This is a genomic window from Nitrosomonas sp. Is24 (assembly GCF_033063335.1).
Taxonomy (GTDB): Bacteria; Pseudomonadota; Gammaproteobacteria; order Burkholderiales; family Nitrosomonadaceae; genus Nitrosomonas.
Map to the genome: position 1 here is coordinate 207587 of NZ_JAWJZG010000001.1, position 26414 is coordinate 234000.

Consider the following 26414-nt stretch of genomic DNA (forward strand, 5'->3'; position numbering starts at 1 on the left):
ATTAATGGAAAACCAGCAGGTAATTGGATTGATCGAAGCGTTTTTTCAACGAAAAAAAGAGCCTGTGTTAGAAAAAACACTTAAAGAAGCCTTGAAGATGTGTGGTGAAAAAATCGCCAAATCGTCCGAAAGCCAAGAGCTAAAAGATCAAGCAAAGGCATTGCTTGACTCAATAAAGCCTAAGGAGCAAAGCGCACTGGAACATCAACAGCAAAAGTATACGCAACTGCTTGGCCTAAATTATCAAAATCCGGTTCTTTTGAGTGACGTAAAAAGCGACACCACTAGAAGCATCATGGCCTTAGATGAAAAGTTTACCCCCAACCAATGGCTTGTGGATGCGGCAAACAAAGCCAGCGGTGTAGTGTTGGATGTTACCCATATCGCCAAATTGACCCATTCCAGCGCAAAAGCATCAAATTTCAACGCGTTGGCATTTGGCGTACAACAACCCCAGACGCTTTTAGTTTCTACCAACGCAGTCGAAAAATTGCCAATAGATTTTGCTTATTCAACGGCTGAATATGCCCCTATTGCCGAATTTTTGCAGTTAGATTGTGCAGGTGAAATTCTGGGAAAAATACTCTGTGATGACCCATCGGCTTTAAGGCCTTATGCCCAAGACAACACCCAGCTTCAACTATGGAAAGAACAATTCAGCTTAGCTTTTAACGAAAAAACCAAATCCAGTCATATTTTGGCTAAGCAAGTCTATTTCCCTTTGACTTTAGCAACCGACTATCACTTACTAACTCCTCTGGTTTCATCAAGTCTGGCACAAGTCATTTATAACCGTATTTGGGAGGCGCGCCGAAAAGATACACCTGTAAATAAGACTAGAGCGGAAAAAACATTCAGTTCAGAAACAGTTAGCTCGTTCCATAGAACAGCCGTATTAAAAGCCACCCAAACCAACCATCAAAATGTTTCTAATTTGAATGGCAAGCGTTCTGGGCAATTGATTTTATTACCCGCCATCCCGCCGCAATGGCAAACCCAAACCAAGCCGCCTATCCATTTAAAAACATTATTTAACAAACAGCTTGCCGCCCAAGCCAGAGAGCCACTAACAGAACTCAAGAATTTATTGTTAGCCATTAAGGCCAACAAACTCAGCGTGAATCTACAACGCAAACAACTTATCCGTAACCATATCACCGACATTACTGATGTGCTGTTCGATTACGCCGCTCAGATTCAAGGGCTGAAACAGCACATCGGCTGGTCGCAAGAATCTCAATTGCCAATCCATCAACAATATTGGCTAGACCCTTTAAGGCCGGACGAAGAATTTCAAACCGCGAAAGCCACGCTGGATTGGTCAAGCGATGTAGTTATCGACTTTTCAAAATGGATAAACCGACAAATCAAACACAAACAACTGACGCTGGGGACAGCACACGAGAAACAGTGGCAAAAATTGTTTACGCCCTTGCTGCGTGAATTTAACGCACTTGCCGAAGCAGATTCAGAAACCAGAACGATGGGGGAAGAAGTATGAGTAATGCCTACATCATTTTTGAGCGTATCAGCGTCCAAGATGCCAATTGCATTGCAGGATTTACTTATGGCTTCCCGGCTATTACCCATTTTTTAGGTTTTGGTCATGCCTTGTCCAGAAAGCTATCGGTCAACCAAAACTTAACCTTGCAAGGTTGTGCAGTCATTTGCCATCAGCACCAAATACACGCCTATCAGCCCAAAGAACACCGCGACTTCGTGTTTGCTCAAACAAAAAACCCACCGCGAGAGAAAGGCAAGGATAACAAGGGAAGAGAGAAAGCAACAATTACTCCGCCCATTATAGAAGAAGGCAAAATGAACATGACGGTTTCCTTGGTCATGGCTTGTCCTGATTTGAATCTAAGCCGAACAGCTGAAATTAACGACTTAGTGCAAACCATCATGAATTTTGCGCATCAACACCGCTTGGCAGGTGGATCAATTCAGCATATCGCAGCTATCCATGTTCTCAATCTGGATCAGCAGAAATTGTCAAAAAAACTTAAACGCTTGCTGCTGCCTGGGTTTGTGCTGATGGATCGCTCCGATTTGTTGGCTAGCCATTACCACACCTTAAAACAACAGCAAGCCGATGCAGAGTTAATAGATGCTTGGCTGGACTTTTCTGCCCTCAAATACCAAGCACAACCCAAACTTAAAGAAGACGAGCCTGAGGCAACCGATAAAACCGAAGCTGAATGGGTACGGCTGGACAAACCCGCCAAAGGCTGGCTGGTGCCAATCACCAACGGCTACAAAGCTATCAGCCCAGTATATTCGGCAGGTGAGGTGTCAAACACACGAGATTCCACCACACCGGTTTGTTTTGTTGAAGCGGTACACAGCATAGGCGAATGGCGCAGTTTGCACCGTATCCAACAAGTCTCCGACATGCTTTGGCATTATCGTTACGAGCAAGACTGGTATTTATGCCAGCAAGGCGAACAGGCACAAACCGAAGCCATGGCGAATGAATTAGAAGAAGGTGTTGTTGACGATGATTTTAATGATGATTTTTTGAGTTCACTTAACTGAGGAGAAAAACAATGGCTGCAAAACAAACCCAAACAACTGCACTGGAACTGCCATCGGTACTGGCATTTAGCCGCAAATTGGAAGTGTCTGACGCACTAATGACCTCAGGCTTATGGACTGACATCGATAAGTCCGAGAAATGGCAACCGATTACATTTCATGATAAAAGAAATCGCGCCACCCACAGTCAATTTGGCGCCAAAGACGAGGACAAATCAAAACCCAATCTCTCCTGGGGAGACGATGCGACGCTGCCGCATGATGCCGATACGTTACGCGTCAAATTTACCTTAAAAATTTTAGGTCGCCTTGAAGAGCCTACAGCTTGTAATTTGCCAGTGTTTGAAGAAAAGGTAATTCAAATCGTGGAGGCTTATCGTACCGAGCGTCAATTTAAAGAATTGGCTACCCGCTATGCCAACAACATCGTCAATGGACGGTTTTTATGGCGTAACCGTGTCGGTGCTGAAGCTGTCAGTATCACGGTAAAACACCGAGAACAGTCATGGCAATTTAACGCTTACGATTACAAACTCGATCAGTTTACACCACCGGATGATGACGATCATCCATTTGCCCAACTGGTTTCCGTAATTCAGGGGGGGTTACAAGGCGATGGTTTTGAATATTTGGAGATTACCGCCTTCAGCAAACTTGGGCTTGGTCAACATGTATTTCCATCTCAAGAAATGGTGTTGAATATTCCCAAAGGCGAAAAAACAAAAATATTGTTCAAATTGAATGATTGCGCGGCCATGCACTCAGAAAAAATTGGTAATGCCTTGCGTACCATTGATACTTGGTATACAGAAGATGGCAACGCTAAAGCTATCGCAGTCGAACCCTATGGTTCTGTCACTTCACGGGGAGAAGCCCACCGTATTACCAAAAATGATTTTTATACTTTGTTTCATCAATGGCTAAAAGACGGCAAGATTCCCGTCGAACAGCAGCACTATGTTATAGCGGTACTCATTCGTGGGGGTGTCTTTGGGGGCAATGAGTAAATGATGAAATTTTATCAAGAGCTAACGCTACTTCCCCAAGATGAAATTAACATTTACTTCCTCTGGTCCAAAACCTTCCAGCAAATCCACCTTGGATTGGTTGAAATCCAGGATGCGCGAAAACGCGTGCCGATCAGTCTATCGTTTCCCGAATACAAGATGGGTGAAAAATTCGGTGTCCTTGGCAGTAAGCTTAGGCTGTTTGCTGCGGACGAAGCTGCGCTGACACGGTTTGATGTCACCAGTCGATTAAGCCGCCTGAACGACTACGTGCATTGCACTGGTATCTGCCCGGTGCCAAGTGCAGTCAAAGGTTATGCCGTTTATCAGCGCGAACAACCCAAAATCGGGCGGGAACGCTTGGCCCGGCGTTATGCGAAGCGGCACAACCTGGATTACGAAACTGCGTTCAATGGTAAGGTTGAGTTGTGTGCAAAGCACGATAATGCCACCGAGTGTGAAAGAATGTTGATGAGCTACAGTGAAATGCCGCATAAAACCATCACCACACCGTTTATCCGGCTAAAAAGTTTGAGTAGCGGCAATACGTTCTGCTTGTGGATCAAAAAAAGGGAAATAGAAAATAGCGTTAGCGGAATTTTTACCACCTATGGTCTCAGCTCTGCTGCTTCCGTACCCGAATTTTGACCTATTTTTTGGAAGATCTTTAACAATCCAAATAAATCAGCCAGTTGTGATGCAGGTATTTACAGGATGGTTATTGATTCATAAATATCTTGTACACTGCACCACGACTGGCTTTAAACATTTTTATCGTCAGTTCGCTGCCGCACAGGCAGCTTAGAAAACCTGGATATCACGGAAGAATTTAACTTTGTTGTTCGCTGCCGCACAGGCAGCTTAGAAATCGCAGGAGCCACGGATGGCGATTCACGTGGCGTTCGCTGCCGCACAGGCAGCTTAGAAAATATTCCGTGGTAAAGGATAACCGCATCCCGTGTTCGCTGCCGCACAGGCAGCTTAGAAATTATGCTACCCTCCAAACACGTAACCGACCGTGTTCGCTGCCGCACAGGCAGCTTAGAAAATTACGAACGCAGGTTTTGGAGATATTGTCACGTTCGCTGCCGCACAGGCAGCTTAGAAAGCCGAAGACTTATTTGAACTTTGCTACGAGTTGTTCGCTGCCGCACAGGCAGCTTAGAAAGGGCGTAGTCTGGCCTGAGCAATTTGATATCGGTTCGCTGCCGCACAGGCAGCTTAGAAATTGTGTACCATTCGTAGACGCGGACGTATTACGTTCGCTGCCGCACAGGCAGCTTAGAAAGCCACGATATCGGGTACGTTGATGTTGGATAAGTTCGCTGCCGCACAGGCAGCTTAGAAAGTTCATTGTAACCACTGGAAACGGCACATTGCGTTCGCTGCCGCACAGGCAGCTTAGAAATTGAAGGGTATCGGCGTGTGAATTTCCCGGATGTTCGCTGCCGCACAGGCAGCTTAGAAAATCACGTTCGGCGGATCAAACCATTTGGCCAAGTTCGCTGCCGCACAGGCAGCTTAGAAAGATACCACAGATAGAACGAGACTTGATCCATCGTTCGCTGCCGCACAGGCAGCTTAGAAAAGACACAATCACCTGAGTTCCGCTGAAATGGTGTTCGCTGCCGCACAGGCAGCTTAGAAAACCAGGAGTTTGAGCTATTCGCACCGGGTTTGGTTCGCTGCCGCACAGGCAGCTTAGAAACAGGAAAAAGCTTGAATCACATCGTTGTTCTGTGTTCGCTGCCGCACAGGCAGCTTAGAAAGCGTGAACACGGTCGCTTGTTTCTTTTATATCGTTCGCTGCCGCACAGGCAGCTTAGAAACGGAATTGTTCTCATCCGGGGGCAAGCAATTCGTTCGCTGCCGCACAGGCAGCTTAGAAAATTTTCTGCACGTTAAAGTCCATACCTATAATGTTCGCTGCCGCACAGGCAGCTTAGAAATTGCATAATCAAATGCGTTGTCTTTGCTGCATGTTCACTGCCGCACAGGCAGCTTAGAAAGTAACCGCCCGGAAAATCGTTAGGCTGTATACGTTCGCTGCCGCACAGGCAGCTTAGAAAGCTTATCATCGCGCGTAGGATTGCGCGGCTTAGTTCGCTGCCGCACAGGCAGCTTAGAAAGGTGGCGATCTGATCAGTTTGTATGCGTATATGTTCGCTGCCGCACAGGCAGCTTAGAAAATGCACAAAATTTCACACTGAAAAAAGGTTAAGTTCGCTGCCGCACAGGCAGCTTAGAAAGCGGATCGAACCCATCGAATCTTTATTGTTTAGTTCGCTGCCGCACAGGCAGCTTAGAAAGTTCGGCATGCCTTCAGTAGCGGCTATATCGTGTTCGCTGCCGCACAGGCAGCTTAGAAAGCTATCAATCAAATCTTGAATAATTTTTTTCCGTTCGCTGCCGCACAGGCAGCTTAGAAAATCCACCAGACAAAACCCGCGCAAACGATAATGTTCGCTGCCGCACAGGCAGCTTAGAAATGGAATCCAGGTGTAATTCCTGACCGGGCGTCGTTCGCTGCCGCACAGGCAGCTTAGAAAAAACACCGTTCGAGTAAGACCAGCCGCCACCAGTTCGCTGCCGCACAGGCAGCTTAGAAAAAGGTAAATACCTCCTTCTCGCTCCACGGCTAGTTCGCTGCCGCACAGGCAGCTTAGAAAAGCAAGCGATGGCGGATCAGGTGCGGGAGATGGTTCGCTGCCGCACAGGCAGCTTAGAAAAGCTTGACTCATTAGTTATTACAGATTGAAAAGTTCGCTGCCGCACAGGCAGCTTAGAAATGGGTATCTCGATTTCATCGCCGCCGCATTTGGTTCGCTGCCGCACAGGCAGCTTAGAAAGGAGAAAAAACCCGCTGTAGGAAAACGAGAGCGTTCGCTGCCGCACAGGCAGCTTAGAAAAGTACGATCCCAGCAGCTTTATTTCTTCGAAGGTTCGCTGCCGCACAGGCAGCTTAGAAAACGTCTGCTGTCATGTTGCCCTCGATCTAATGGTTCGCTGCCGCACAGGCAGCTTAGAAATTGAGGTCAAGGAGGCGGAACAATCACTCAAAGTTCGCTGCCGCACAGGCAGCTTAGAAAACACAGTTACTGGACAACACAGAGCGCGTAAAGTTCGCTGCCGCACAGGCAGCTTAGAAATTGTTACCTTCTTACCTTGCTGCATAGCCTCAGTTCGCTGCCGCACAGGCAGCTTAGAAAACGGAAGAATTCGAGATTAGCCTGAGCAAAACGTTCGCTGCCGCACAGGCAGCTTAGAAATCGAGCATATGGGAGCACTTCACTTCTCTCTGGTTCGCTGCCGCACAGGCAGCTTAGAAAAGCAAGTGACGCGGTAAAGAGTGTGTCACTGAGTTCGCTGCCGCACAGGCAGCTTAGAAATCTGAATTGGGTGATAGAACCGTCTTCGGCTGGTTCGCTGCCGCACAGGCAGCTTAGAAAGGCAAAAGCTTGAGCTCGGTAACCAATGCCCCGTTCGCTGCCGCACAGGCAGCTTAGAAATTGTGCGAGCAAGCGGGTATCATTCACTTTTAGTTCGCTGCCGCACAGGCAGCTTAGAAAAGAAGAGAAGCCAAGAACACGCTTGATGCCATGTTCGCTGCCGCACAGGCAGCTTAGAAAATCTTCATATCAGACCAGCCACCCAATTCTTTGTTCGCTGCCGCACAGGCAGCTTAGAAAAATCAAAGATCAATTAAAAGCAGCTGGGGCAAAGTTCGCTGCCGCACAGGCAGCTTAGAAATGGAAGAGGATTCTGATTTTCAACACATAACCGTTCGCTGCCGCACAGGCAGCTTAGAAAGTTAAAAGCATCGAAGCGGACGTGCGCTCACCGTTCGCTGCCGCACAGGCAGCTTAGAAATAATAAATCCTTGCCTGCGGTTTCTGCCGTGAGTTCGCTGCCGCACAGGCAGCTTAGAAAGGAAGCTAAATCAGGAAACGACGTTACCCATTGTTCGCTGCCGCACAGGCAGCTTAGAAATTCCAATGCTGCAAGCCTTTCGCCTGCCGCCAGTTCGCTGCCGCACAGGCAGCTTAGAAAAAGCGAGAATTGATAGGATCAAGCGCTGCATGGTTCGCTGCCGCACAGGCAGCTTAGAAATCAGCAGCTTGATCAATCAGCATTCCATCCTGGTTCGCTGCCGCACAGGCAGCTTAGAAAATTGGCAGGCTTAACAGCTCGCCGTCCCTCATGTTCGCTGCCGCACAGGCAGCTTAGAAAGGTAAAATTTTTCCGGCGGTGAGCGCAGCCGTGTTCGCTGCCGCACAGGCAGCTTAGAAATGAATACTTTTATCCCCGTTCGATCCGCCAGAGTTCGCTGCCGCACAGGCAGCTTAGAAATTAAGACCATGAAAGAGAAAGGCCTGGATGATGTTCGCTGCCGCACAGGCAGCTTAGAAATCCAGCGCTGGCCCGACAACCATCACGTTAGGGTTCGCTGCCGCACAGGCAGCTTAGAAAGCGAGCATAGTTTGATGTTCGTAATCGATAACGTTCGCTGCCGCACAGGCAGCTTAGAAAGAGCGCAACACCGGCAGCGGCGGCGCGGGTTCGTTCGCTGCCGCACAGGCAGCTTAGAAAGGCAAAAGGCTTGTTTCCGTTTATCGTTAATTTGTTCGCTGCCGCACAGGCAGCTTAGAAATCAAAAATTCCGGGTAATCGTCGGCGAATATTGTTCGCTGCCGCACAGGCAGCTTAGAAAATAGAACTGGCGAACCTTTGCGAGAAGAAAATGTTCGCTGCCGCACAGGCAGCTTAGAAATGTCTATGTCGGCCATGATGTACTCAGATATTGTTCGCTGCCGCACAGGCAGCTTAGAAAAATGCAAGAAGTGCTGACAACAACCCTATCACGTTCGCTGCCGCACAGGCAGCTTAGAAAATCTGGTGAACGGTCAATCTTTTTCCCTTTGTGTTCGCTGCCGCACAGGCAGCTTAGAAATTCCGTACCATTGCGAATATGAAACCCTACTAGTTCGCTGCCGCACAGGCAGCTTAGAAAAAAGAATTGGGCGTGAATCCGTGGGTTCCAAAGTTCGCTGCCGCACAGGCAGCTTAGAAATCGACCTTGGCCAAGGATTGGACTACACCAGAGTTCGCTGCCGCACAGGCAGCTTAGAAACCGTCATGCCCCCTGCTATCGGATCCTGTTACAGTTCGCTGCCGCACAGGCAGCTTAGAAATCGGGAAACAAGCCACCGGCAGAAGGCTTGTTGTTCGCTGCCGCACAGGCAGCTTAGAAAGTAAATAAATCTCTTACATCCGAAAAAGAAATGTTCGCTGCCGCACAGGCAGCTTAGAAAGGTAGGAACTACGGGCTATTCTCCTGAAGGGGGTTCGCTGCCGCACAGGCAGCTTAGAAAAGTACGCAGTCTAACTGCTTGAATGGTTAAACGTTCGCTGCCGCACAGGCAGCTTAGAAATAGGTTTCCAATTAACAAGCAACGGGACAAGAGTTCGCTGCCGCACAGGCAGCTTAGAAACAGTATTCTATTAGTACCGAGAGCGTAAAAATGTTCGCTGCCGCACAGGCAGCTTAGAAATAGAACCGCTAGGACTCGGTGCTGCTGATGTGGTTCGCTGCCGCACAGGCAGCTTAGAAATGGAACATGCCCCCACATAAAACACAGCAATCGTTCGCTGCCGCACAGGCAGCTTAGAAAATACCTCCAGCAAAGGAGTTCTTGAGGTTATCGTTCGCTGCCGCACAGGCAGCTTAGAAATCTGGCGTGCCGTACATGGAAGCGCAGCCAATGTTCGCTGCCGCACAGGCAGCTTAGAAAACCGCGCGAGAGCTTGGCGTTAACCCTTGGGTGTTCGCTGCCGCACAGGCAGCTTAGAAAACTTTCGGATTCGGCTTAATCTTATACTGCGCGTTCGCTGCCGCACAGGCAGCTTAGAAAAACATAGCGCTTGATTGCGCGCCATACACTAAGTTCGCTGCCGCACAGGCAGCTTAGAAAGATTCAAGGAAAGAAACAATGATCAAGTCTTTGTTCGCTGCCGCACAGGCAGCTTAGAAAAGCGCGAAATAGCTGAAGCGGCCGCAGAAGAAGTTCGCTGCCGCACAGGCAGCTTAGAAAATTGGCAGGCAACCTTCCGCCGAAGATATATCGTTCGCTGCCGCACAGGCAGCTTAGAAATTGCCGTTTCCAGTGAGCCGGGCGCGGCTTGTGTTCGCTGCCGCACAGGCAGCTTAGAAAGCCACGATATCGGGTACGTTGATGTTGGATAAGTTCGCTGCCGCACAGGCAGCTTAGAAAGTTCATTGTAACCACTGGAAACGGCACATTGCGTTCGCTGCCGCACAGGCAGCTTAGAAATTGAAGGGTATCGGCGTGTGAATTTCCCGGATGTTCGCTGCCGCACAGGCAGCTTAGAAAACTTGCCTTCATAACTAAAAAGTCTGGCGTATGTTCGCTGCCGCACAGGCAGCTTAGAAAATGTGTAACAACGCGCATATGCAGCTTGATAGGTTCGCTGCCGCACAGGCAGCTTAGAAAAAGGTGTATCAACTACCACAACGGCAGAGCAAGTTCGCTGCCGCACAGGCAGCTTAGAAATGGCACAGGCGGCAATACGAATTTGACTGATGGTTCGCTGCCGCACAGGCAGCTTAGAAAAGATGTTTCCAATGCTGTCAAAATATCCCTCGGTTCGCTGCCGCACAGGCAGCTTAGAAAAGACAAATAACTGTTTATCAGCGCATCATGATGTTCGCTGCCGCACAGGCAGCTTAGAAAATAACCATTCAACCGCCTTTCTTAATTTGTACGTTCGCTGCCGCACAGGCAGCTTAGAAAATTTGTTTCGAGCGTATGGAAATGATAATGGAGTTCGCTGCCGCACAGGCAGCTTAGAAAATCATCCGAAGCAGCAGACGAGGCTGCACGGCGTTCGCTGCCGCACAGGCAGCTTAGAAAGCCTTCGGCGGCCATCCGTACTACGTGCGTTCGTTCGCTGCCGCACAGGCAGCTTAGAAATATCACGAAGACATTCAAGCAGCTAGGGCTGAGTTCGCTGCCGCACAGGCAGCTTAGAAAACGAACGGATAATCACGCAATGACGGGAGAAAGTTCGCTGCCGCACAGGCAGCTTAGAAACGAGGAAGGTCAATTGTGGGCAAGTAATGACTGTTCGCTGCCGCACAGGCAGCTTAGAAAATTAGTTGCCCCTTCAGCACCTGCATTTCATGGTTCGCTGCCGCACAGGCAGCTTAGAAATGGTTCAACCTTGGCAAATGATCCTCCCTTGCGTTCGCTGCCGCACAGGCAGCTTAGAAAATTTCCGCTATCCCCGTTTCCCGAAACTGAACGTTCGCTGCCGCACAGGCAGCTTAGAAAACCGAGGTCCGGGGCAGCGGCAACAAAAGAAAGTTCGCTGCCGCACAGGCAGCTTAGAAAATCCGAAGCGAGGAAGTCCAAATCGTATGACAGTTCGCTGCCGCACAGGCAGCTTAGAAAATTTGAACATTGGTGAATTACTTCTACTTTTGGTTCGCTGCCGCACAGGCAGCTTAGAAATGTACCAATCGCCCAAATTTACCTTTGGACACGTTCGCTGCCGCACAGGCAGCTTAGAAATACTAATTAGACCACACTAAGGGGGTGTCAGTGTTCGCTGCCGCACAGGCAGCTTAGAAATCATTGTCCTTGTACTGACGCGCTATGCCGTCGTTCGCTGCCGCACAGGCAGCTTAGAAAAGAAAATGAGGGAAAGCGAGGCGGCATTGACTGTTCGCTGCCGCACAGGCAGCTTAGAAAAGTTGTCGCCTGAACTGCATGCAGCCTGGAATGTTCGCTGCCGCACAGGCAGCTTAGAAAATCCAAGAATGTGTATTGCTGATCTTTGAATAGTTCGCTGCCGCACAGGCAGCTTAGAAATATAAGAATATCTAGCGTTTAATAATTTTTATGCTCGCTGAAGGAAATTTATCAGCCGTAAGTGTCGGCGGATAAAACGCATCAGCATGAATTGCTGGATGGATTGTTTAGCGTGGATGAATAGCGTAATGAAACATGCCGCACACTCCCAGAAAAGCGCGTTCAACGGAAATCATTTCCTCTTCGCTGAGTGTCGCCAAAGGCCCTTCTCCGAATCGGGAACGATCCAAGGTTCGCGGTTGATCGACAACGATCTGACAGTCCTTCAGCAGGCGGTGGCGAGCGGTAACGGTAATGTGCCATTGTTTGAAAGCGGGATAAACCTGTGTTGTCAGTGGCAAGATGATGACCATCGGTGCGCCGATCGCAGTCAGCGCATTGTCCTGAAAAACCAAAACCGGACGGATTTTGCCGATTTCCTGCCCGCGCGGCGGATTCAGGTTGGCGGTCCAGATCTCGCCACGGCGGATTACTTCCACCATTTCCCGGGAGATTCCGTCTGCGATAGATCGCCGGATATACGGCCCTCAACATTCTCCAGCATTTCATTTTCAATCGGTAAAAATTCCTCGGCAATGGCTTGTGCTTCTTGCCGGATACTTTCGTTTGAGTACGCTGTGCGGGCTTCTTCCAGGAGTTGATCCATGAAACGTTTTTTCTCGATCTCCAATAAATACCAGTTCAATGCATCGCGAGCGATTTCGGAACGGGTTTTATTTTCGCGTTCCGCTTCTTCCGAAAGCCGCTGTTCAATCTGCCCGGTCAGCCGGATATTGAGTGTGGTCATGCTGTATTCCTCGGCATGTTATAAAGTGCTACACGAATTGTAATACAAAATGTACCAAATCCTCAACACGCTTTACATTATGATGCCCAATCCCTACGCACATTTGGAAAACGATACCGTACGCATCGATGTAGAACGGCAAAAAAACTTCAAGTGCCGTTGCATCATTTGGGCACGCTCGTTTGCTTTGGCAGCATCATGATTTCTCCGGCGCTAATGCACCGCTGCGCCGACGATGGCATCGGTTTGGTGTTGCTCGATGGCAATGGGCGATTCAAGGCTTGGTTGGATGGCGCAGTCAGTCGTAATATTCTGCTGCGACAAGCGCAACACAGCAAAGCGGCGGAGGAGCCGTTTGCATTGGCCATAGCTAAGCCATGATCGCCGGAAAATTGCGTAATTCCCGCCAGATAGCGCCCGGCCCCAAAGCCGGGCGAGGATTGAAACATTACGCTTGCAGCATAGTTAAATTGCTTATTGTTAAGTCCGCTTTCTTCCACTGACCTATTCAGATAGCAGGTTCTAAGTGTTTATCAGTTCCTTGAATTGATCAAAGTGATTGATTGCGTTAGTATCGCTTTCATAGCGGTTCGTTTCGGACGTATAGTTCAGGGGCGCGCAAGCGTGCATTGGATCCCGCTGCCAGATTTTCTCTTCTGATTCTTTAATCCTTAATTGCCATCAATTTAAGTGCGGCGGCACGATTGTATTTCATGATTATATTTCCAAAAGATTGTCGACCTCGGTAGTGCCTGGTCTCAAAAATAGAAGCAGAATTAAAGGGCTAATCGACCGCGGCCTGGAAGATCAGGCGGTTCGAATCGAAGGGGGTAATTTCTTCGCTCAACTTGGTGTGTCAGATGGGAATCAGGGGTTTGAACACCGAATCAACCGATTATGACTTCGCTGCTTACCACTGAGCTAATTTGCCATGTGCTAGAACGCAAGGGCGGCGTTGATACGTTGAGCTTGAAGAGTCGCGTCCTGGCTTCGGCTCTTCGATCTACTAACAGGCCATTGACTTGATGTATGAGCAAGCGGAATTAAGCGTGAAGGAAAAACAGAGGGCTGCTGGTTAAACTGGCGGGAATCGGTCATGGACCGGAAGATGGTTCGGTAAATTATAAACGTTACATAGCTGAACTGAGGCGCTAGGGCATGGACGTATCTTTTCCACTGATACGCGTGACTTTGAAGCCTATCGCTGGAAAAATCATCATCCATTTGAGACTTATTATTGCCCGATGACTGATGTTGCCGCCGCTTAAACCCATTGAAGCGCTGCTGATTTTTTGAAGCGGTGTGGAGCTTTGAGGTGGTGGCGAATCAGGGATTTGAACCCCGGACCAACGGATTATGATTCCGCTGCTCTAACCACTGAGCTAATTCGCCATATGCTAAAACGCAAGGGCAGCATTGTGCCTTTGAGGGGTGGGCTTGTCAAGATCAAGAATGTGACTTGACAAGGGTTTATGCGTTCTTTCAGGGGATTGGGTGATGTTGGCCGGTGGTTTAAAGCGAGTGGACGATGAGTCTGCGCAGTACAGGAAATGCACGCTTATCATGAAGTTGAAGTTTGTGTTACCCGTCCATAACAAAGCGGCTGTATAATCAATTCCATGAAATTCGATATGATCGTAATCGGTGGCGGACTGGTAGGAGCAAGCCTGGTGGCTGCGCTGAAGGATAGCGGCTTGAAGATCGCGCTGATAGAGCCGCACGAAACACCGCCGTTGCCGCAGGATGACAGCTGGGATAGCCGGGTGTATGCGATCAGTCCGGGCAGCGCGGCTTTTCTGCAGGAATTAGGTGTGTGGCAGTTGATGGAGGCCGAGCGCCTGGCGCCGGTTTATGAGATGGCGGTGTTTGGCGATGACAATGCCGCGCATGTTAACTTCAGCGCATACGAAATCGGTATACCGGAGCTGGCATTTATCGCTGAGAACCGCCAACTGCAAACGGCAGTTTGGGAAGTGCTCAAATCCTTGAATGAAAATCTGCACATTTTTTGTCCGGCGAAATGCACTGCGATTACCTGGCAGGAATCGCATGTCGAGGTGCAACTGGACGATGGCAGCCAGCTTGAAGCCGCTTTGGTGGTAGGTGCGGACGGTGTGAATTCGTGGGTGCGCAAGCAAGCGGAGATTGACGTGTCGCGCCATGCGTATAACCAAATTGGCGTGGTCGCCAATTTCAGCACGGAACGGTCGCATCGCCAGATTGCCCATCAATGGTTCCGGCGCGACGGTGTGCTGGCGTTGTTGCCGCTGCCCGATAAGCGGGTGTCGATGGTGTGGTCGACGACCGAGGATCACGCGGAATTTCTGCGTAATTTGCCCGAAGATGACTTATGCCATCGTGTGGAAGAAGCTTCTTCGCATACGTTGGGTAAATTGCAGTTGATTGCCCCGCCCGTGGGTTTCCCGTTGAATTTTGTGCATGTGGATAAACTGATCAAACCGCGGCTGGTGCTGATCGGCGATGCAGCGCACGGTATTCATCCGCTGGCCGGGCAGGGCGTCAATCTGGGATTGCGCGATACCCGTGAGCTTGCGGCGATTCTCAATGCGCGCGGGATGCGGACGGATTGCGGCGATTTCATGTTGCTGCGGCGTTACGAGCTGGCGCGCAAGGAAGATATTCTGGCGCTGGAACTGGTCACCGACGGCTTGCAGAAACTATTCAATAATTCCAATCCGACCTTGGCGCGCCTGCGCAATCTCGGGCTGGAGATCACCAACCGCTTGCCGCTGATCAAGAATCGCTTGATGCAGCACGCATTGAATTAAATTTTATTTTCTAACACCGGAGTCATTATGGCCACGCGCTTAAAGCTTTTCATCTCAATTCTGGTAATCAGTTTTTTCTCCGGATCCGCCTGGGCCGATGAAGAAGCATTAAGGAAGGCCATTCAACCGCATTTTGCCGGGAGCACTATCGATAGCTTGAAAAAAACACCTTACTTGGGTTTGTATGAAGTGGTTGTCGGCGATGAAGTGTTTTATACCGATGATAAAGCGGACTATTTCTTCTTCGGTCATGTGATCAATCCCAAAACCCGGGTGAGCATGACGAACGAGCGCATCCAGGAAATCAAAGCGGCGCGGCGTGTGCCATTGGAATCACTGCCATTGCAGCATGCCATCAAAATCGTCAAAGGCGATGGCAAACGCAAAATGGCTGTTTTTACCGATCCCAACTGCCCGTATTGCAAACAATTGGAAAAAGAGTTGCTGAGCATCAACAATGTCACGATCTATACATTGCTGTATCCGGTATTGAAAGGGTCGATGGAATTGTCGAAAAAGATCTGGTGTTCGAAGGATCAAATCAAAGCCTGGGATGACTTTATGCTGAAAGGCGTTGCGCCATCCAGTTCAGAGTGCGACACACCGCTGGATGCATTGGTGAAATCAGGCCATGAGAATAAAGTAACGGGTACACCGACGTTGATTTTTGCCGATGGCTCGATTGTCGGCGGGATGATTCCCGCTGCGACCATCGAGGAAAAGCTGGAAAGCGCGAGCAAAAGCAAATAAATTCCAAACAAACGGTTTAAAAAAGCTTGCCGGGGAAATCCGGCAAGCTTTTTTATTGCCGTGAAAGTGCGGGCGGTTTAGCGTCGCGCGGCATCAACAGCCACATTTTTCCGCGCTGTTTCATTTTTCCTGCCTGATTGCCGGCTTCATGACCAAATCCCCAGAAGAAATCCGCACGAATGCCGCCCTTGATAGCGCTGCCGACATCCTGCGCCACCATCAGCCGGTTTAGCGGCTTGTTGCTGTTGGGCCAAGTGGTTGACAGAAATACCGGTGCGCCTTGCGGGATCGACTGCGGATCGATCGCGATGCTGCGCCCAGCGGTCAACGGCACGCCCAAAGCGCCGATCGGTCCGGATAAGTCGGATGGCAGCTCGCGGAAAAATACGTAGCGGGCGTTTTGCTGCAACAGTTCGGGCAGTTTTTTAGGGTTTTGCTGCCCCCATTGTTTGATACCTTGCATGGAGGCTTTTTCCAGCGGCAATTCGCCGCGCTCGACCAGAAGTTTGCCGATCGAGTTATACGGGTGGCCATTTTGATCGGCGAAGCCGATTTTCATCGTTTCCCCGTTATCGAGCACGATCCGTCCGGAGCCTTGTATGTGCAGAAAGAACAATTCAACTTCGTCTTCCACCCACAAAAGCTCGTAGCCATTCAGCAATTTCGGATTATTCATGATGTCCGCCCGGCTGTGATAAGGGACGATTTTGCGTCCATTCAGACGGCCGCGCAAACGCAGGTCTTTCAATTCCGGATACGCTGTGCCCAGCTCGATCGTCAGTAAATCATTCGGCGCGGCATACACCGGGTAGCGGTAACGACTGGAGGGCTTCCGGCTGCCTTTCAGCAGGGGCTCATAGTAGCCGGTGATCAATCCTTCTTCGGTGTTATCGGTATTGATGACTTGATACGGCGTGAAATAAGTTTCAAAAAAGTTTCTCAACGCGGTGTTATCGGTTTTTTTCAGTGCTACAGCCATCCGGCAAGTTTCCTTCCAAGCTGGTTGCTTGCTTAAAGCCGTGCAGCTTTTTTGGAATGCTTGCCACGCCGGTTGCAGATCGTCGTGTTTCCAGCCGGTCAACGCAGACCACTGAACGCGTTTGTGAACCGATTTTGTCAGGGGTTTTTCCGCTGGCGGCGGTGCAACGGTTTCCGCCGGTTCGCTGGGCGGCAGCGTGGGGCTGATGGTTCCGGTAGCGCAAGCGGTGAGCAGCAGGTATGAAGCGGCAATAATAAAACTTAATTGGTTTTTCATCGGATTTTGGTTAGAGTAACGGTCTGATTTTAACTTGAGCGTAACTTACATTATGAATTGGTGGTGGCTTGTAGTCGAGGCGGCAGTGGCACTGGGTTTGTTTTTGTTTGTCATCTGGTGGACCATGTTTTCAGGCAGAAAGAAGCAGGATGATGACAACAAGGATCAATAGATGACAACCCTTCCTTCAGGTTTGCCGCGGCTGCTGTGATATAGATACCGCCAAGCTGTGGCTGGGTTACACCGGATTTTCAATATCGATAAACTGATGCTGGATGCCGAATTTCTGCGCGATGTGATCGCCTACTGCTTGCACACCGTACCGCTCCGTCGCATGATGCCCTGCGGCGATAAATGCAACACCGGATTCACGCGCGGCATGCACGTTCTGCTCCGAGATCTCGCCGGTAATATAGGCATCCACACCCAACTGAATGGCGGCATCGAAATAACCTTGCGCGGCGCCGGTACACCATGCAATCTGCCGGATAGGCTTGTCAGGATCGCCGATGATCATCGGCTTGCGTAACAGCGTGCGGGATATTTTCTCGGCCAATGCGCTTAAAGTTGTGACTTGCGCTAATTCTCCCTGGGCGGCGATGTCCTGTTCGCCAAACCGGCCTGTTTCGATCAATCCCAGTTTTTTCCCCAGGATGGCATTGTTCCCTAAATGCGGATGCACATCCAACGGCAGATGATAAGCGAATAAATTGATGTGCTGCTGCATCAGCAGCGCAATGCGGCGGCTTTTCATGCCGGTGATGCGCATATCCTCGCCGCGCCAGAAATAGCCGTGATGCACGAGAATGGCATCCGCTTTCGCGGCGGCAGCGGCTTGCAGCAGATCGAGCGAGGCGGTAACGCCGCTGATCATGACATGAATGCTGTCACGCCCTTCCACTTGCAGGCCATTTGGGCAATAATCATGAAAACGGGATATGTCCAGTAGTTGGTTCAGATGATTTTCCAGTTCATCTCGATGCATTGATTTTTCTCCTTGGTGCATATACTACACCGCAATCAATTCATTTCTGCGGCTATTTTAATTTTGGAGTAACGAACTTTGATGTACAGACTCTGGTTGATTTTTGCACAAACGGCGGCAGTTTTGCTGGCTATTTTTTTTGTGATTTCCACGCTACGGCCGGAGTTGCTGCCGTTGAAACCGCGCGGAGAAATCGTGACCATCCGGGAAGCCGCACCAGCGGTTGAAGCGGATAGGCCGGACAGTTATTCCAGAGCGGCGGAAGTTGCTATGCCGTCGGTGGTGAATATTTTTACTAGCAAAGAAACCAAGGAACCATCGCATCCTTTGCTGGACGATCCCGCATTGCGGCGGTTTTTTGGCGAGCAATTCGAATCCAGGCCGAAGCGCACATCGAGCCTGGGTTCCGGCGTGATCGTCAGCGCTAACGGTTATATCCTAACCAACCATCATGTGGTCGAAGCCGCGGATGAAGTTGAAATCGCTCTGCTCGACGGCAGAAAAGCCAAGGCCAAATTGATCGGTTCCGATCCGGAAACCGACCTGGCGGTACTGAAAACCGATCTGAAGGATTTGCCGGTGATCACATTCGGGCAATCGCAACAAGTTAAGATTGGCGATGTGGTGCTGGCGGTCGGCAATCCTTTCGGTGTCGGACAAAGTGTTACCATGGGCATTGTCAGCGCGCTGAGCAGAAGCCGGGTTGGTATCAATACCTTTGAAGATTTCATTCAAACCGATGCCGCGATCAATCCCGGTAATTCCGGCGGCGCGCTGACCGATACATCGGGCAATTTGATCGGTATCAATACAGCGATCTATTCCCGCAGCGGCGGCTCGTTGGGTATCGGCTTCGCGATTCCGGTGCATATTGCCAGACAGATCATGGAACAAATTGTGCAAACCGGCGGTGTGACTCGCGGCTGGCTGGGCGTCAGTATGCAAGACATGACGCAGGAGCTGGCGGAATCGTTCGGTCTTGAAGAACCGGGTGGTGCATTGATCGCCAGCGTGCTGAAAGATGGTCCGGCGGACAAGGCTGGCATCAAGGCGGGCGATATTTTGGTTGCGATAGCGGGCAAAGCGCTCAAGAATTCTTCCGAGATGCTGAATGTGGTGGCCGCGCTGGCGCCGGGTGAAACCGTGACGGTTACGGTCATCCGCAACAAGCAGGAAAAATCGATTCCGATCAAAGTAGGCGTGCGCCCTAAACAGAAGTAACCGCATGCCAGCATTCTAATGTGATGATGCCAATTAAAATTTATGAAAAATCTATTACCTGCTAACGGATTCTTATCCATCATCGCGCAGTGGTTTAGCGCCAATATTCTGGCGCTCGGGCGGGAAATGCGCTTGTCATACTTGCCGCCGTTGATGGTGTACGTTGCCGCCGGTATTTCCGGCTTAACGGGGATTGTGGGCACATTTTACGTCAAGGAAAAGCTCGGCCTTTCCGCCGAATTCCTGGCGGCGCTCGGATTCTGGATGATGTTGCCGTGGGCGCTCAAGATGCCGCTGGGTCATCTGGTCGACTTAGTGTGGCGCTGGAAAGGGTTGCTAGTGTATCTGGGCGCCAGCTTGATCATGCTGAGCCTGATTATCATGATCGGCCTGCTCGGACACACCGAAGCCATGGCCGCGATGGCGCCGGTTGAAACTTGGTATGTGTTATCCGCTTTGCTGGCGCCGGTCGGCTATGTGTTGCAGGATGTGGTTGCCGATGCGATGACCGTTGAAGCGGTGCCGCGCGTTGATGAGAACGGCAATAAATTGGATGCGGAAAAACGCAAACTGATGCACGTTACCATGCAGACTTTGGGGCGTGTCGCCATCATTGGCGGCGGTGTGCTGGTATCCGTTGCCAACGTTGTTTTACTGCGCGATGCCGGATCCTTGCCGGAAGTGGAAAAGGATGCGTTGTATCTGTTGGTTTACGAGCTGGCTTTAATCATTCCGGCAGTTTCCATTTTCGGGGTTGTTTTTGCGGCTTGGTTGCAGCGGCGTGAACGCAAGTACTTTCAGGCGCAAGGGTATAACCGGCAGGAAGTGGATAAATTGCTCGGCATGCATTCGGAACCGCCCGCGATTAACTGGTGGATTCTCGGCGGCGGATTGGTTTTTACCGTCATGTCGCTGGGCGTTGGTGTCAGTGGGGTATCCGGCGGGGAGGAGATCGTGTTTGCCATTTCCATGGCGATTATCGTGTTTCTGATGTGGCGATTGACTGGAGAACTCGAACCCGATGCGCGCAATGTGCTGGTTGGAACCGCCGTGATGATTTTCATTTTTCGCGCGATTCCCAGTCCCGGCGCAGGTTCTACTTGGTGGATGATCGATGAATTGGGGTTCGATCAGCAATTTCTGGCGGTCTTATCCTTGATCGGCGCCGTGCTGACACTGTTCGGCATGTTTATTTTCCGCCGTTTCATGGCGGAGCGCTCGATCGCGTATATCATCGGTTTTCTCACCATCGTGAGCAGCTTCCTGTCGCTGCCGATCGTCGGTATGTACTTTGGTCTGCACGAATGGACGGCGGCGGTCACGGGCGGCATTGTCGATGCGCGTTTTATTGCACTGGTCGATACCGCGTTGGAGTCTCCGCTGGGGCAAATTGCCATGATTCCGATGCTCGCGTGGATTGCCAATTCCGCGCCGGAAAAACTCAAAGCCACCTTTTTTGCTGTGATGGCCTCGTTTACTAACCTGGCGTTGTCGGCTTCGCAACTGGGCACCAAGTATCTCAACCAGATTTATGAAGTGAAGCGCGAAGTGAAAGATATGGCAACCGGCCAGATCACGGTTCCCGCCGATTACAGCGAGCTGGGGCATTTACTGATTACGGTCACCATTATCGGTTTTGTTTTGCCACTCGTTACGATTCTGATCGTTAAGCACTCGCGCTTCCGTAATGCTTGACCGGCTTGATGAAGGAATTGTTATTTTTCTCGCAAGTGCTTGAAAGTTCACATACTCGCTAAATTAATTTTAGCCCAATCCGATATCACTTAAACCTGCCTACATAGCAGCTTATGTATGCAGGTTTTTTTAATCCGCAAAAACTGAAGCGTTTTTTTACTTGCGCATTAGTATTTGTTTTTGTTTTGATAAGGAGAGTGCATGAAGCAATTATTTTTAATAATGACTTTGTTTTTCCTGGTTACTGGCACCACGTTCGCGGCTGTCAACATCAATACCGCTTCGCAAGCTGAGCTTGAGTCCCTGCAAGGGATTGGCCCCGCTAAAGCAAAAGCGATCATTGAGTATCGCGAAAAAAGCGGTGCTTTTGCTTCCGTTGATGATTTGGCAAAAGTGAGCGGAATTGGTGCGGGAACACTCAAGCAATTGCGTGATGCGGTTACCGTCGAAGGCGAAAAAAGCGCGGAAGCGCCAGCTAAGCAGGAGTAATGTTCCGGCGGTAGATTAAAAAACCCTCTCCGAAGAAATTCGGAGGGGGTTTTTATTTGCGTAATAACATTGTTTCAATGCCGGTTGCTTGTGCGATAATCTGGAGCATTCGTTATAAAGTCTAAGTTCATGTATAAAACGATTGAGAATTTTGTTGGCAATACGCCTTTAGTAAGACTCAAGCACCTGCCTGGCACAACCCGTAATGTTATTCTCGCCAAACTTGAAGGCAATAATCCGGCTGGATCGGTAAAAGACCGGCCGGCATTATCGATGATTTCGCATGCACAGAAGCGCGGTGAGATTAAACCGGGCGATACCCTGATTGAGGCCACCAGCGGCAATACCGGTATCGCGCTGGCGATGGCTGCCGCCATGATGGGCTATCGCATGGTGCTGGTCATGCCGGAAAACCTCAGTATCGAGCGGCGCCAATCGATGAGCGCCTACGGTGCGGAAATCATTCTGACGCCGAAAAGCGGCGGCATGGAGCAAGCGCGCGATTTGGCCGAGAAGATGCGCGATGAAGGACAAGGAATCATTCTCGATCAATTTGCCAATCCGGATAATCCGCTAGCGCACTATGAAAGCACGGCGCCGGAGATTTGGCGCGATACCCAAGGGAAAATCACCCATTTTGTCAGTAGTATGGGAACCACCGGAACGATCATGGGCTGCTCGCGGTTTTTTAAAGAGCAAGCGACGCCGGTTAAAGTGATCGGTGTGCAGCCCGAAGAGGGGGCGCAGATTCCCGGTATCCGCAAATGGTCACCGGCATATTTACCGAAAATTTTCGATACCAAACAAGTGGATGACATGATTTACGTGTCTCAACCTGAAGCGGAAGAGATGACGCGCCGGTTGGCGCGTGAAGAAGGCATTTTTGCCGGTATTTCATCCGGCGGCGCATTGGTCGCGGCCTTGCGCGTATCCGCTACGGTTGAAAACGCAGTGATCGTATTCATTGTATGCGACCGGGGCGATCGCTATTTGTCAACCGGTGTTTTCGCTGCATAGCGATGGCGCTGGTTGCGGTATCATTGCCATGCTGGTATTGAAGTCATGTTAAACGATAATTTTTCGCTGCCCGTTCGAGTCTACTACCAGGATACCGATGCAGGCGGGGTCGTCTATCACTCAAACTACCTGAATTTCATGGAACGGGCGCGCTATGAGTGGCTCAGGGCGCTGGGATTCAATGTGCACTCCATGGTTGAAGTGCACAACATACTGTTCATGGTACGTTCGCTTGAGGTTGAATATTTGAAACCAGCTATCCTGGACGATTTGTTGAGTGTAACGGTTGCGGTGACAGAGGTCGGTAGAAGCCGGATTGCATTATTTCAGGAAATAATATGCAATCATGTCAAACTAGTGAGTGCCACGATTCAGGTGGTTTGTGTCGGTGCGGATACGCTTAAGCCAGTGCGTATTCCTGCGCCATTACGTGAGAAAATTGGGAAAGTCGCATGAGTACATCAGTAACACAAGATATGTCGTTTCTTCATCTGATCACCAGTGCCAGCGTGCTGGTGCAACTGGTGATGCTGATTCTGGTCTTGATTTCGCTTTCATCGTGGTGGTTTATTTTTCGTAAATTGTTCGTCATCCGCTATGAGATCAAGAAAACCGATGATTTCGAGGATATTTTCTGGCGTGGTGTCGACTTGAACGCATTGCATCAACGCATCATCAGTTCGCGTTATGAATCGGGCAGTCTAGAACGCATTTTTGCCGCCGGTTTCGGCGAGTTTACCAAACATCCGGCCGGTTCCGATCTGGACGCGGTAATGGAAAGTACACGCAGAGCCATGCGCGCTACCTATCAACGGGAAATGGATTATCTGGAGTCGCATTTGTCGTTTCTGGCGACCGTCGGATCGGTCAGCCCTTACATCGGACTGTTTGGTACCGTATGGGGCATTATGAATTCCTTCCGCAGTTTATCGAGTGTTACCCAGGCGACCATCGCCCATGTCGCGCCGGGGATTGCCGAAGCGCTGATCGCCACGGCGATGGGGTTGTTCGCGGCGATTCCGGCGGTGGTGGCCTACAATCGCTATGCCAGCAGAACGGATCAACTGGCGACGCGTTTTGAGAGTTTCATGGAAGAGTTGTCCAATGTGTTGCAACGGCGAGCAGCTGAATAAACGAGATTGAGAGGTTGTTATGGCGCGTCGTGCCAAGCATAAATTGGTGAATGAGATCAATGTGGTGCCCTACATTGATGTGATGCTGGTGTTGCTGATCATTTTTATGATCACGGCGCCGATGATTAACCACGGCCAGATTGAATTGCCGCAAATTGGCAAATCGCTGGCGGCACCGGTGGCGCCGCTGGAAGTAATCATTAAGGCGGATGGCAGCCTGACATTGCGCGATCGGGCCAAGTCAGCCACGGAGCAGAAAGTGGATCGCAATCAGCTGATCGAAGCGATCAAGCAAAAACAAGCGCAAAATGCCGAGCAACCGGTAGTCATCGCCGCAGACAAAAATGTACGCTATGAAGAAGTCATCAAAGTGATGGATATTCTGCAGCAGAACCAGGTACAGAAAGTCGGTTTGCTGGCTCAACAGAAATAGCGATTGCTCATGAGTTCGAGCGACCCGCGCAATTCCCCCCATTCAGAACCAAAATCATTATTGGCAGGTGTGCTGGCGGTGCTGGTGCATCTGCTGTTTATTGCATTACTGGTTTTTGGTGTGAGCTGGAAAGATCATCCGCCGGAAGGGATGATGGTCGATATCTGGACCGAATTGCCTAAACCGGTGCAGGAACCGGTAAAAACGCAAGCGCCGCCGAAGCAGCCTAAACCGGTCCCCGAGCCTGTGAAACCCGAGCCAGAGCCCCCCAAACCGGAACCGGTTAAACCCGAGCCGCCGAAGCCGGAGCCACCTAAGCCCGAACCGCCGAAACCGGAACCTGCTAAACCTGAGCCGCAAAAAGCGGCGGTTACGCCACCGGTCAAAAAGCCGGATATTGCGATGAAGGAGAAACCGGAGCCGGTCAAGGAAAAACCGGATGTGGAAGCGCAAAAGAAAAAAGAACAGGAAAAAATTAAAGAGCAGGAAAGATTAAAAGAACTGGAAAAACAAAAAGAGCTGGAGAAGAAGAAAGAATTTGAGAAAAAGAAAGAGTTAGAGAAGCAAAAGGAACTCGAAAAGCAGAAAGAGCTGGAAAAACAACAAGAAATAGCGAAACAAAAGGAAGCCGAGAAACAGAAAGCGCTGGAGAAACAGAAGGAATTACAGAAACAGAAGGAAAAAGAACTGGCGGCGCAACGGCAGCGTGAGCAGGAAGCCAAAGCGCAGCGCGAAGCGGAAGCGCAACGTGCAGCGCAACAGGCTGCGGCAAAGAGTCAGGTGAAGGGGGAAATCGACAAGTATACTTCCCTGATAAAGGCCAAAATAAGGAGTAGAACCGTGATGCCGCCGGACTTGCCGGGTAATCCGATTGTTGAATTCAATGTGACCTTGCTGCCGGGCGGGGATATTCTTGATGTCAAATTAATCAAGAGTAGCGGACACGCGTCTTTTGATAGCGCGGTTGAGCGGGCGATCTTTTTGTCAAAACCGTTGCCGTTACCACCTGATCCTGCACTGTTTAATGAGTTTCGCAACCTGAATATTACCGTGCATTATCGTGAATGATTGTTATAATCAGCCGGTAATTTTTTGTTTTTTGAAAATTTAATGCCTATGTCAATTAATTGGTTCCAATCTATTCGTGCCGCATGGATTCTGCTTTTATGCTTGATCAGCGCACACTCGCATGCGCAACTGAACATCGAAATTTTTGGCGGTGGCGCATCCCGTATTCCGATTGCGATCGTTCCTTTCGCCGATGAAAATAAACTGCAGCAAAGCATCACGGCGGTTATTGGCGCTGATTTGCAACGCACCGGATTGTTCAGGCTGATCGACCCCGCAGGGTTATCGCCGCATGCGCCGGTGGAAGTCGTGTATCCCGACTGGGCCAACCGTGGCGCCAATGCATTGGTGATCGGCCGTGTGGCTGCAGTATCCGGCGATCAGGTGGAAATACAATTCCGTTTGATGGATGTGGCCAAGAAATCGCAACTGACCGGCTTGGCGATCACGGTTACCACGTCACAATTGCGCGCCGCGGCGCATCGGATTGCGGATGTCATTTATGAAGCGTTGACCGGCGATGTGGGTGTTTTCAGCACGCGAATCGCTTATGTATTGAAACGCGGCAACAAGTATGCCTTGCAGGTGGCCGATGCCGATGGCTATAACGCGCAATCGATCATTGAATATACCGAACCGATCATTTCACCAGCATGGTCGCCTGACGGTAAGCAACTGGCCTACGTTTCTTTTGAAAATAAAAAACCGATTGTCTACGTGCAGACATTGGCAACCCGGGAGCGCAGAGCGGTGGCCAGCTTCAAAGGCAGCAACAGCGCACCGTCATGGTCGCCCGATGGTAAACGATTGGCTGTGGTATTGACCGGCCAAGGCGGATCGCAGATTTTTCTGGTGAATGCCGATGGCAGCGGCTTGCAAAGGTTGAGCCGGAGTTCCGGGATCGATACGGAACCCAATTTTTCGCCGGATGGACGGTATATTTTGTTCACCTCCGACCGTGGCGGCAGTCCGCAAGTTTATCGCATGGCGGTAGGGAATTCGGAATCCGGCAATGCCGAACGGCTCACTTTCGAGGGTAGCTACAATGTCAGCCCGGATTATAGCCAGGACGGTAAAAGCTTCACTTTCATCCACCGTAACAATGGCCAATTCAATGTCGCGGTTCAGGATATCGGTTCGCGCCAAGTGCAGATACTGACAAACTCCAAGTTCGACGAATCGCCCAGTTTTGCCCCTAATGGCAAGATGATCTTGTATGCAACCGAGATTAACGGGCATGGTATATTATCCGCTGTTTCCAGGGATGGGCAGACGAGGCAGCATCTGACAGTACAGACCGGCGATATCCGGGAACCGGCCTGGGGTCCCTTACCAACTTGGAAGTAATATTTTTA

At 50.2% G+C, this 26414-nt stretch carries 20 protein-coding genes, 1 tRNA gene and 1 CRISPR repeat array; of the genes, 16 read left to right on the top strand and 5 right to left on the bottom strand.

The genetic code is table 11. The annotated features are described in order from the left end of the window. Nucleotides 1–4 precede the first annotated feature (4 nt). Genes csy1 through cas6f form a run of 4 tightly spaced genes read left to right on the top strand, consistent with a single transcriptional unit; the run spans nucleotide 5 to nucleotide 4193 of the window. Nucleotides 5–1501 (top strand): type I-F CRISPR-associated protein Csy1, encoded by a 1497-nt coding sequence (csy1, locus tag R2103_RS00905; RefSeq protein ID WP_317529705.1) that lies wholly within the window; start codon nucleotides 5–7, stop codon nucleotides 1499–1501. After that, nucleotides 1498–2538 (top strand): type I-F CRISPR-associated protein Csy2, encoded by a 1041-nt coding sequence (gene csy2 / locus R2103_RS00910; protein ID WP_317529706.1) that lies wholly within the window; start codon nucleotides 1498–1500, stop codon nucleotides 2536–2538. The genes csy1 and csy2 overlap by 4 nt, the downstream gene beginning before the upstream one ends. An 11-nt stretch (nucleotides 2539–2549) precedes the next feature. Next, the gene (csy3, locus tag R2103_RS00915; protein ID WP_317529707.1) at nucleotides 2550–3545 is read left to right on the top strand and encodes a type I-F CRISPR-associated protein Csy3; all 996 of its coding nucleotides are present in this window, start codon (nucleotides 2550–2552) and stop codon (nucleotides 3543–3545) included. After that, on the top strand, nucleotides 3546–4193 hold the full coding sequence (gene cas6f / locus R2103_RS00920) for a type I-F CRISPR-associated endoribonuclease Cas6/Csy4 (RefSeq protein ID WP_317529708.1): 648 nt from the start codon (nucleotides 3546–3548) through the stop codon (nucleotides 4191–4193). It abuts the gene before it with no gap. Between the two features lie 132 nt (nucleotides 4194–4325). Continuing rightward, a CRISPR array of direct repeats spans nucleotides 4326–11437; the repeat unit is 28 nt; unit sequence GTTCGCTGCCGCACAGGCAGCTTAGAAA. Nucleotides 11438–11544: 107 nt separating this feature from the next. On the opposite strand, the gene R2103_RS00925 is transcribed toward cas6f, so the two are convergent. Together R2103_RS00925 and R2103_RS00930 are read right to left on the bottom strand one after the other, a co-directional pair. Beyond that, a complete protein-coding gene (locus R2103_RS00925) occupies nucleotides 11545–11919 on the bottom strand; it encodes a type II toxin-antitoxin system PemK/MazF family toxin (RefSeq protein WP_317529709.1) in 375 nt (124 codons plus the stop codon). Further along, nucleotides 11907–12224: a hypothetical protein gene (locus tag R2103_RS00930; protein ID WP_317529710.1), complete on the bottom strand. Its 318-nt coding sequence runs from the start codon at nucleotides 12222–12224 to the stop codon at nucleotides 11907–11909. The genes R2103_RS00925 and R2103_RS00930 overlap by 13 nt, the downstream gene beginning before the upstream one ends. A gap of 153 nt (nucleotides 12225–12377) precedes the next feature. Between R2103_RS00930 and R2103_RS00935 the strand changes: the two genes are divergently transcribed. Continuing rightward, entirely contained in the window at nucleotides 12378–12605 is a 228-nt protein-coding gene (locus tag R2103_RS00935) for a CRISPR-associated endonuclease Cas1 (RefSeq protein ID WP_317529711.1), read from the top strand. A gap of 935 nt (nucleotides 12606–13540) precedes the next feature. Here R2103_RS00935 and R2103_RS00940 read toward each other — a convergent pair. Beyond that, nucleotides 13541–13616, bottom strand: a tRNA-Met gene (locus R2103_RS00940). A 227-nt stretch (nucleotides 13617–13843) separates the two neighbouring features. Between R2103_RS00940 and R2103_RS00945 the strand changes: the two genes are divergently transcribed. After that, nucleotides 13844–15013: a UbiH/UbiF family hydroxylase gene (locus tag R2103_RS00945; protein WP_317529712.1), complete on the top strand. Its 1170-nt coding sequence runs from the start codon at nucleotides 13844–13846 to the stop codon at nucleotides 15011–15013. Nucleotides 15014–15040: 27 nt separating this feature from the next. Next, nucleotides 15041–15763 carry a DsbC family protein gene (locus R2103_RS00950; protein ID WP_317529713.1) on the top strand — a complete coding sequence of 241 codons (723 nt, stop codon included), beginning with the start codon at nucleotides 15041–15043 and terminating at the stop codon, nucleotides 15761–15763. A gap of 52 nt (nucleotides 15764–15815) precedes the next feature. On the opposite strand, the gene R2103_RS00955 is transcribed toward R2103_RS00950, so the two are convergent. Together R2103_RS00955 and R2103_RS00960 are read right to left on the bottom strand one after the other, a co-directional pair. Then, nucleotides 15816–17018, bottom strand: a complete 1203-nt coding sequence (locus R2103_RS00955; RefSeq protein WP_317529714.1) for a murein transglycosylase A — start codon at nucleotides 17016–17018, stop codon at nucleotides 15816–15818. A 238-nt stretch (nucleotides 17019–17256) separates the two neighbouring features. Then, a complete protein-coding gene (locus R2103_RS00960) occupies nucleotides 17257–18003 on the bottom strand; it encodes a Nif3-like dinuclear metal center hexameric protein (protein ID WP_132427195.1) in 747 nt (248 codons plus the stop codon). Between the two features lie 81 nt (nucleotides 18004–18084). Between R2103_RS00960 and R2103_RS00965 the strand changes: the two genes are divergently transcribed. From R2103_RS00965 to tolB, 9 genes are all read left to right on the top strand, one after another. Next, on the top strand, nucleotides 18085–19224 hold the full coding sequence (locus R2103_RS00965; protein ID WP_317529715.1) for a Do family serine endopeptidase: 1140 nt from the start codon (nucleotides 18085–18087) through the stop codon (nucleotides 19222–19224). A 42-nt stretch (nucleotides 19225–19266) separates the two neighbouring features. Further along, complete coding sequence (locus R2103_RS00970) at nucleotides 19267–20919, top strand: hypothetical protein (RefSeq protein ID WP_317529716.1); 1653 nt, start codon at nucleotides 19267–19269, stop codon at nucleotides 20917–20919. 201 nt (nucleotides 20920–21120) lie between these two features. Further along, nucleotides 21121–21408, top strand: coding sequence for a ComEA family DNA-binding protein (locus tag R2103_RS00975; protein ID WP_317529717.1), 288 nt, complete (start codon nucleotides 21121–21123; stop codon nucleotides 21406–21408). A gap of 129 nt (nucleotides 21409–21537) precedes the next feature. Next, nucleotides 21538–22425, top strand: a complete 888-nt coding sequence (gene cysM, locus R2103_RS00980) for a cysteine synthase CysM (RefSeq protein WP_317529718.1) — start codon at nucleotides 21538–21540, stop codon at nucleotides 22423–22425. 45 nt (nucleotides 22426–22470) lie between these two features. Further along, nucleotides 22471–22881, top strand: a complete 411-nt coding sequence (gene ybgC / locus R2103_RS00985) for a tol-pal system-associated acyl-CoA thioesterase (protein WP_317529719.1) — start codon at nucleotides 22471–22473, stop codon at nucleotides 22879–22881. Then, nucleotides 22878–23558: a protein TolQ gene (gene tolQ / locus R2103_RS00990; RefSeq protein WP_317529720.1), complete on the top strand. Its 681-nt coding sequence runs from the start codon at nucleotides 22878–22880 to the stop codon at nucleotides 23556–23558. The genes ybgC and tolQ overlap by 4 nt, the downstream gene beginning before the upstream one ends. A 19-nt stretch (nucleotides 23559–23577) precedes the next feature. Next, nucleotides 23578–23991 (top strand): protein TolR, encoded by a 414-nt coding sequence (tolR, locus tag R2103_RS00995; RefSeq protein ID WP_317529721.1) that lies wholly within the window; start codon nucleotides 23578–23580, stop codon nucleotides 23989–23991. Nucleotides 23992–24000: 9 nt separating this feature from the next. After that, the gene (gene tolA, locus R2103_RS01000) at nucleotides 24001–25059 is read left to right on the top strand and encodes a cell envelope integrity protein TolA (RefSeq protein ID WP_317529722.1); all 1059 of its coding nucleotides are present in this window, start codon (nucleotides 24001–24003) and stop codon (nucleotides 25057–25059) included. Between the two features lie 48 nt (nucleotides 25060–25107). Beyond that, entirely contained in the window at nucleotides 25108–26406 is a 1299-nt protein-coding gene (gene tolB, locus R2103_RS01005; protein ID WP_411172638.1) for a Tol-Pal system beta propeller repeat protein TolB, read from the top strand. The last annotated feature ends 8 nt before the right edge of the window (nucleotides 26407–26414 follow it).

What these genes read in the sequence shown, in the direction of transcription:
- R2103_RS00975 (WP_317529717.1), top strand. Translation starts at nt 21,121, where the DNA reads ATGAAGCAATTATTTTTAATAATGACTTTGTTTTTCCTGGTTACTGGC.
- R2103_RS00965 (WP_317529715.1), top strand. Translation starts at nt 18,085, where the DNA reads ATGTACAGACTCTGGTTGATTTTTGCACAAACGGCGGCAGTTTTGCTG.
- R2103_RS00970 (WP_317529716.1), top strand. Translation starts at nt 19,267, where the DNA reads ATGAAAAATCTATTACCTGCTAACGGATTCTTATCCATCATCGCGCAG.
- csy1 (WP_317529705.1), top strand. Translation starts at nt 5, where the DNA reads ATGGAAAACCAGCAGGTAATTGGATTGATCGAAGCGTTTTTTCAACGA.
- csy2 (WP_317529706.1), top strand. Translation starts at nt 1,498, where the DNA reads ATGAGTAATGCCTACATCATTTTTGAGCGTATCAGCGTCCAAGATGCC.
- ybgC (WP_317529719.1), top strand. Translation starts at nt 22,471, where the DNA reads ATGTTAAACGATAATTTTTCGCTGCCCGTTCGAGTCTACTACCAGGAT.
- tolA (WP_317529722.1), top strand. Translation starts at nt 24,001, where the DNA reads ATGAGTTCGAGCGACCCGCGCAATTCCCCCCATTCAGAACCAAAATCA.
- R2103_RS00945 (WP_317529712.1), top strand. Translation starts at nt 13,844, where the DNA reads ATGAAATTCGATATGATCGTAATCGGTGGCGGACTGGTAGGAGCAAGC.
- cas6f (WP_317529708.1), top strand. Translation starts at nt 3,546, where the DNA reads ATGATGAAATTTTATCAAGAGCTAACGCTACTTCCCCAAGATGAAATT.
- R2103_RS00950 (WP_317529713.1), top strand. Translation starts at nt 15,041, where the DNA reads ATGGCCACGCGCTTAAAGCTTTTCATCTCAATTCTGGTAATCAGTTTT.
- csy3 (WP_317529707.1), top strand. Translation starts at nt 2,550, where the DNA reads ATGGCTGCAAAACAAACCCAAACAACTGCACTGGAACTGCCATCGGTA.
- R2103_RS00930 (WP_317529710.1), bottom strand. Translation starts at nt 12,224, where the DNA reads ATGACCACACTCAATATCCGGCTGACCGGGCAGATTGAACAGCGGCTT.
- R2103_RS00960 (WP_132427195.1), bottom strand. Translation starts at nt 18,003, where the DNA reads ATGCATCGAGATGAACTGGAAAATCATCTGAACCAACTACTGGACATA.
- tolB (WP_411172638.1), top strand. Translation starts at nt 25,108, where the DNA reads ATGTCAATTAATTGGTTCCAATCTATTCGTGCCGCATGGATTCTGCTT.
- cysM (WP_317529718.1), top strand. Translation starts at nt 21,538, where the DNA reads ATGTATAAAACGATTGAGAATTTTGTTGGCAATACGCCTTTAGTAAGA.
- tolR (WP_317529721.1), top strand. Translation starts at nt 23,578, where the DNA reads ATGGCGCGTCGTGCCAAGCATAAATTGGTGAATGAGATCAATGTGGTG.
- tolQ (WP_317529720.1), top strand. Translation starts at nt 22,878, where the DNA reads ATGAGTACATCAGTAACACAAGATATGTCGTTTCTTCATCTGATCACC.
- R2103_RS00955 (WP_317529714.1), bottom strand. Translation starts at nt 17,018, where the DNA reads ATGAAAAACCAATTAAGTTTTATTATTGCCGCTTCATACCTGCTGCTC.
- R2103_RS00925 (WP_317529709.1), bottom strand. Translation starts at nt 11,919, where the DNA reads ATGGTGGAAGTAATCCGCCGTGGCGAGATCTGGACCGCCAACCTGAAT.